Raw genomic sequence first — 8101 nt, 5'->3', positions numbered from 1 at the left:
CCATTTATGGGCATTTGCTGAGAATGGCATAGCGGGCCTCAAACAGGCTGTATTGTTGAATTCCACAATAAATACAAAAATTCAAAAGCAGATGCAACTTCCGGCAATATTTGTGTAGGAAAGACAGGGCGTTGGCAGGGATTTATCCATCATCACAATCAGGTCATTACTACGGCCTTTATTGAAACTGACGTTACGATTGCCAATAAACATTTGTGCCCCTTCAAGCGCCTGATAACCTGCAATATCGAATCTGTGTTGACTATCACCATTGCCGATGTGCACCATCACATTATTATCCCCGAAGGCCAATGACTTAAAGCCACCAATACCTACTTTGATGCCAACGTTCGATGTTCCCCAATTGAGCGCAGTAAATTCACCATTCCCCACATCCACCTGAATATTACCTGAGTAACTTAGCTGGTTATTCGATACATGACTTGAATCGGTTTCAATTTTATTTTTGCGCTTCTCTGGTGCAGTGAAAATATCTGCATTATCCACAATTGCACCTTTAGGTGGCGTATCAGTATCCGCTATACCGACACGAGAAAGATTGATATCGCTTTCAGCAATATTGCGACGCACTCGCTCTGAACGAGTTTCAAGTTCACCTTTTTCATTCCAACTCAAGACGACTTTGTTATCAGTCAGATTATTGATCCATTGATTATTTTCATTCTGGGTAAATTTACGGCCAGTCACATCAACGGCAACTTCACTACGACGAGCCGAAACAGTTGTGTGAATATCTTGCCCTTTTAAGGTGGTGATGAAGTGACGAGCAAAGCCATCTCGTTTGTCATCATTAATCAGCGAACAACCCACGATGCTAATGTGGTCTGGTTTACCCGCCGGACCAAAGCTCTGAGTGAATTGTTTGAGTTTTATTGCCAGTTCATCAGCACTGTAACCACTCAGACGCGTGTTATTCCGCTCTGATTCGCTACGACCATGCCCCACAATCTGCCAGCGTAACTTGTCTGATGGTGTAAATTTAGATGAATCACCATAGACAACGCGGTATTTACCCTCAGAATCAAGCTGAACAACTACGCTGGAATCCGGGTGCTTACTCGCCAGATTAGCCGCTGCTTTGGCTGTTACAGGATCATCCTCTATCTGGATAATCATTTGACCATCAAAGCGGGTCTCTCGACCATCGGTTTGTGGTATTACCTCTACTGTTTGCCAGAGCTCAACGGGCTTATGAACTAACTCTACCGCTGATGTGGCTTGCAAACTATTAAGCAATTGAATGCGCGGCACATTGGCAACATCGTCATAACGCTTGCGCAGGCTAATATCATCCGCCTGAGCTATGAAACGGTTATTTGCATCCACTTTAAGGGCCGGCAAACCGAGACGATGAGTCATGCCAGGTACAAAATGATCAATACCTTCATGGGATTGCAGATGAGCATCACCATAAATGGCGACAAATTTCTCTCCCTCAGCTAATTGTCCCAACCGCCCAACCGCCACATTATTAGCTGCACCAGCACGATACATCAGGCCATGTTGTGATCCCTCTATTGCCGGACGAGTCGTGCTGTTGTCATCCAATGCAACAATTTTGATCCCTTTACTTTTAGCCTGCGCAAATAAGTCAACAGGCAAATGTTTGGTCTCAATCATAGCGGCCAGTTCAGCGGGCATATCTCCACCTGCCAAGAACTTATCTATCAACGACTGAGCCAAATCCGAACGCAAATGCTCCAATCCAATAACCGTCACGCCATGAGCTTTCAACGCATCCATCTGCTCATTGACAAAACGCAATCCATTAAGATCTGAACCATGACTCTCACCGATCAGCAACCCTTGGCGATCCTTAAGTAGCACCGATAACTGGTTATTCAGATCTACCCCGTCACTAAGCTGACGGTTGAGTTGTGTCAGGGCGTCTGAGGAATATTGTTTGTCCCAAGCCGCGACATCTGTTTGACGGGAGCTGTGATATATCGCTTCTATCTGTGCCAACCTACCCCGCTCCAACTGAACCAAGTAGGCAGGATTAGCAAACCGATTAAGTAAAATCGCTTCGTGTGAACCAGCAAAATTTGGATCCGCCTGTTTAGCGACTTCCTTAAGGAAATAGACCGCCATCTTCACATCTTCAGATCCCGTCATATCCAGCAGCTCATTATAACTGTAGCCGAGATGAACCCGCTTATTCTGCTCATCAATCCGGGCATGAGTCAGCAATCCCTTATCTTGAGCTCGACTCAGGCATTGTTTGAAATCATCAAACTGATCACCTAAATCCACATGGAATTTAGGATTAAAAGCGAGATCGGCGGGAATTTCCCCCTGATATCCTAACTTAGCAGCAAGATAAGGATCTTCCTTCACCCAACGCACCATCAGATCTGTCAGTCCTGGTGTATCACCACGAACTTCATTGCGGGCAATCTGGTAGATCCGTAATGCTATCTCAGGTCGAGTTTGAGCTATCTCCAGCAACGGGCTACGCACCTCCTGTAATGCACCGCTAAACATAATATCCCCCAGTTGCGTCTGTACGTTGCTCAAGGCGGTATTACGTTTGGAATCAGGATGTGCATCAAGGTAACGGGTAATACGTTGATATAGTTCGAAGCCTGCGGCTAACTGCTCGTTTCCAGTCAGGTTATGAATGCGGTCAAGTTCGTCCAGAATTGCCTGATAAGAAGGACCTATCGGTTTAGCAAAAACTTTGGCCTCTTTACGCAAACCATCCTTGGTAATAAGTTCATTCAATAATGGAGTGCTATCATTCTCCATGACGACTGTCTCTAATGCCTTATTTTTGCCAGATAACGCAGTTAAATCTTCCACAGGAGAGTGGTTTTGTTTTTTCGCTATTGTTTCAAGCTGAGCTTCCTGAAGTGCCTGAGCATAGTTAAACAACTCAGTTGGCGTCCAGGTACCAAACTTTGGTAGCCACTTATGACCGACAAGTTTATCCGCCCCCCCTGCTTTTAATACTCTGGCAACAATGCTTGAACAGTTATTCGTCAGCAATTGATAATGCTTATTAGGGTCGCTACTGATTTTATTCCATTCCGCCTGCATTGCCGCCACATCCAGACCTTCAAGGTTAATGCGGAATACGCGCCCTTGATCGGCTTCGCTAATTTTAAAGTCCCGAATATTCTCCAACTCTCGCTCTTTAAATTCACGAATGACATTAGCAACACGTTTTTCTGCCTGTTGAGGGTCTTGTACATTTTTATCGGCTTGATATCGCAATTCTTCCGCAAAAAGTCTGCCAACATCGGCCATCTCATATTGATGATCATTCCACATTTCAACAAATGGCTGGTATATCTGCTCAGGAATGTCGGCTGATTGCAACAACGTAGGATTTGCCAATGCCATCATAGCAAAGCCTTCAGTAACATCTTTGAAGGTTATATCTATCCCTCGTGCCAATTGCAGCTTTTCAATGAAACGTTGTAATTTACGATCACCATCTTTCAGGCCGAACTTATCATGCTCTTCAAAGGCGACATCTGCTTCAAGAGTTTTATGGTTCAACGACGGCCACCAACTGACATAATTTTTCTCATTGATAGCACCTGCGTCGTCAGTATTAATATGCGTACGTCCCTGACCAATTTGCATGGCGACGTGACCCAATTCGCTATGATCGCTTGGTTTCCAAACAAACAGTGTGGCACTTATCGGAGATAAATGCTGCTCAATCGCTTGATGGATTTTTCCTAAACCAGAGACATCAATGCCTTTACCATCCATCGATAAATCGCTGGCTTTCAGATTCGAGAAGACGGCATCTGAGACATCTTGACCATATTCTTTAATAACCGCCGCTTTGACTTGCTCAACCGCTTTATCAGAACTTTCCGCTTTCTGGTTAATATGAATATTTGCCTTACCCCGAGTGACAAAATCACCATTTTCATCAATATAAAGATGTTTTGAATCCTTGAGATTCGCACTGTCAAACTTATCGTACAGACTACTGAAATCGCCTTGCTCTGGGATTCTCACTGTGGATTCAGCAAGCACCATCGACTCTTCAAAGCGCGTGTCAATTTGAGACAATAAGTCCTTCATTGCTGGTACACGACCTGAGTCAGGATGACCTAAGAGATATCCTTCAACCTGTTGGCGCAAATCGGATAATTTTCCAATCACATCCAATTCATAGTCTTTTCTTCCTTGTCGGGCATTGTGATAACTCTCTAATGCATCAATCACTTTTTGGTAACTGTCACCACGAATTTTACCTGCAACAAATGCGGCTTGCTGGAACTCACTCACCGACATCAATTTTGGTATGGGCTTCCAGATGCCATTCACTTTCTCAGTAAGAATTCGAGTATGTCCTTGATGATGAGATATAATCCGATCTTCAATGAAATATAACTCATCAGGTAACTGTGCATAATTGTCGTAATTAGCAAGAATAAAACGTTCAACTGCTTTAAGCAGATTATTGCTGGTGGTATTTTTTACAATAATTCTCTTAAATTCATTGCCATTACCTGGCCACGAACGCACCTCAAATCCTTCATCACTCTTTTGCACTAATATGTTACGTTCTGTACGTAATCCATAAAACGGCAATGCTTGATTCAGCATCGTGTCGATAGCACTAAGCTTAATATCGAGATCAACAACGGTATCGGCTTTATAGCCGCCGGGGTTAGCTAACAGCCGTTTTTTCTGTTCTTCAATAGTCAAAACATCAAACCGCGCCTGCACAGCAATACCCACCTCTGTTAATTTGCGGCCAATCGACTCTGTAGGCAACCCTTTATATTCACTTGCCGGCTTATCCAACAATCGAATATTACCGACTAATCCTTCACGTTGTAGTTTACGCAATACAGGTAATTCAACATTCCAGAAATAGTTGCCAAGACGTAATCCCCCCTCGGAGATCAAATAAACATCACCACGTGATCCTGCGGCATAGATGGAACTCCAGAAACCGGTGTTGCCATACGTAGCAGCATCAATTGCCGATCTTAGCGCTTTATGTTCACTATTTTCAGGATCGGCGAGGTACATAATTCCCCAACGCATGAGTTGCTGATTGAGTTGAATCGCAAAAGCGTTTCCCTGCACATCAACATCGTAAACAATTTTCTTACCATCCGGTTGAGCGGCCTCAAGAACATCTCGATGACTTCTAAAACTCTTCCCGGACCAGAATGAAACAATACTTTTGTCATCGCGGGCAGGTTCAAAGCTATAGCCATAACTGTCTAGTTTTGTAATAAACTCAACTCGTTTATCCCAGTCATAATCTAGTGTGGCGTCAACAAATAGTTTCGCTAAAGACGTGATTTCATTTTCAGGTACTTTATTTTTGGCATTGGGATTCTTGAGATGCCGTTCAACAAAAGTCACTATCCGTTGCCTGGTTTTATCAGAAATATCTGCATTAACACGCTTAAATCCGGGAACAGGAATATATTCGTCCGACACATTATCGTTACCATTATCAAGCCAACGGTAGATATGGGCGATTTTTTGTGCACGACTGAGTACGGAAGAATCGACTGCCCTCTTCTTGCTGCCACCCAATCCTTCCAGATTAATACCAGAAATTATCGGCGCTTTTCTAACGAGTTCACGCGTCTCATGTGAAAGAGGAGCCACAATGCTGTCAGATTGTGTTTCAACAGACCGAGGAATAAACGAAACACCAGTATTTTTTGCACGAATTCCCGCGTTGATCTGCAACCGGCTAACAGCTTGTTTAGCACTCTCCAACGCTTGCAATTCTTCTTCGGTCAGTCCTTGATAATATCTGTTTCTCGCTTCTGGCATCGATTCAGGATCAATATGGCTGCCGGTTTCTCCCGCCCCCGTTGACTCATAGGCTTTTTCTCCTGACAAACCACTGCCACTTGCACCAATACGAGCAGGTTTAGAGTCACTCAGTTTCGCCCCTTTAGCATCAGTTTGGGTCTGAGCCGCTTTACTTTCCGCCGCTACGGTATCACGCTTACCACGGCTTTCTGCATTCTGATACGCAATATTGGCGTTATCCTTCGCCTTTTCTGCCTGCTGCTGTTGTGAAAGTGCTTCTTCTTTTCTCTGATCTGCTTTGAATTGTGCGTCTACACCATCAAGAATCGCCTTATCACGATTTTGTTTACCTTTTTCGGCACCTGCTTCTGATAGCACCACAGCATCTTTTACTTTTTGCTGTGTATCAATAGTATCCCGATGTATCTCTGCCAGCCGTTTTTCTAATGTCGGACGGATATCATCCAACCGCTTCTGGATGCCCTCAGAAATTCCACCCGCGTAGTCGAGATAATGGTTATCCAACTCACGACTATCATCAGTTTCATCTTTAAGTTGTTTAAATTTGTCAGCGATTAAAGTCAGTTCTTCAGTCACTGCCTGAGCTTCTTCTTTTATCGCATCACTCTGTACTTGCCCATTTTGGTTAAGCGCTTCCTGATCCGTTGATTCCAATTGAGATTTCGATTTTTCAATCGCTGCCAGTTGTTTCTCTTTTTCTTGTTCCAGAAGCTGGCGATCTTTTTCGGCTTTTTCTTTATCACTTAACGCATTTTTAGCCGCCTGATCTTGCCTGGCATATTCAGTAACACTATTGGCTGGCAATGTACCTACAGATTTTGCAACAACGTTATCCAAGATATAGCCAATACCATTATTATCGCCGATACCTTTAAATTCGATACGGTTAGTACCTGCTTTAGCGATTAATTCCAGTGTTTCACTTTGCCATGCCGTATCACCATTAGTAATGGTAAATTTACTTTCACCATTCCAAATAACTTCCATGCCTTCATTAGGCATAACATTATTTGCACGTTTTGCAAAATCAAAGCTTAATGAAATGACTTCACCTTCAAACCGGTTTTTCAGATCCTGGTAAATAGTGGTACTGACATCCACATCAAGTTCACTGACCCGTGAGCCATGACCTGCGTTATCAAGGCCGTAAGCACTTGCCTCATAATATGCTTCAACACCATTGGTTGATTGCCAACTTTGATCACCTCGTTCAAAATCACCATTCAAAATCAATGACATCTCAGATTTTACAACGACATTATCTAAGATATAGCCTAACCCATCATTCTGGCCCGTACCTTTAAACTCAATTCGGTTAGTACCTTCTTGCGCGGTTAATTGTAGTGCCTTATTTTGCCACTCAACTTCGTTGCCAGAGGTTGTGAAGATACTTTTACCATTCCATAGCACGTCCATACCTTCGCCTGAAGCAAGACCTGAACGTTTTGCAAAGTCAAAGCTCAGTGAAACCACTTCTCCTTCCGACAGATTTTGCAATTCCTGCGAAAGCGTGGTGTTAACATTCACATCAAGTTCACTGACTCGTTTTCCATGACCAGCATTATTAAGGCCGTAAGCACTCGCCGCATGGTATGCCTCAACACCATTAGTTGACTGCCAACCTTGATTACCTTGTTCAAAATTACCATTGACGATCAGATTTTCGTTCCGATCTGATACCGATCGCGTTTTTCGATTCAACGAACTGGCTAAAGAATTTTCTATTGAGTCAATATTAGGTACTTCTACCGCTGTTACAGAACTACTCAGACGATTGTTTAAGTCCGAACCAACTTGATTAATTTCATCCATCTTAAAACCATCAATGGAGGAAACTTCAGTTAAGTTAATCGCACCTCTGCCTTTATGGGTGCCCGATGTGTTAGCTTCATCCCCATGCACCAGATAGTTAATCGCCTGGCTGCCTCCCACACCGAGTACAGTTTGTTTGATATTGTTGAAGAAAGAGGTAAGTTTGTTGCTTTCTGTATTACTCGATGCCACAGCCAAACTGTAAAAATCACCATCACCAATCTTAATCGCCACGTTGTTGCGCGCATAAGAGGCATTAACATATAAGCCATGACCAACTTGAATATTGGCATTACCTAAGCCTTTCATTACCGCAACATTGAGGCCATGCCCAACTTTGGTATTGACGTTATATTTCCCCCACGCCACGTTAACCGAAACACCATCACCCACATGAGTGTTAATGTTAGCGTCACCATGAGCAGCCGTTACACTTAAGCCATTGCCTACTGTCGTCGTGACGTTAGCTTTCCCTTTTGCCACCGTCACCTGCATA

The 8101-nt window shown here is 43.6% G+C and carries 1 protein-coding gene; it reads right to left on the bottom strand.

The genetic code is table 11. The features are described from left to right. Positions 1-81: 81 nt before the first annotated feature. Positions 82-8094, bottom strand: coding sequence for a membrane-targeted effector domain-containing toxin (locus CKY02_RS21800; RefSeq protein ID WP_420899241.1), 8013 nt, complete (start codon positions 8092-8094; stop codon positions 82-84). Positions 8095-8101 lie beyond the last annotated feature (7 nt).

It is taken from the genome of Photorhabdus bodei, assembly GCF_003287735.1.
GTDB lineage: Bacteria > Pseudomonadota > Gammaproteobacteria > Enterobacterales > Enterobacteriaceae > Photorhabdus > Photorhabdus kayaii.
Note: the sequence above shows the minus strand (reverse complement) of the source record. Positions and strands in the feature narration are given on the sequence as shown.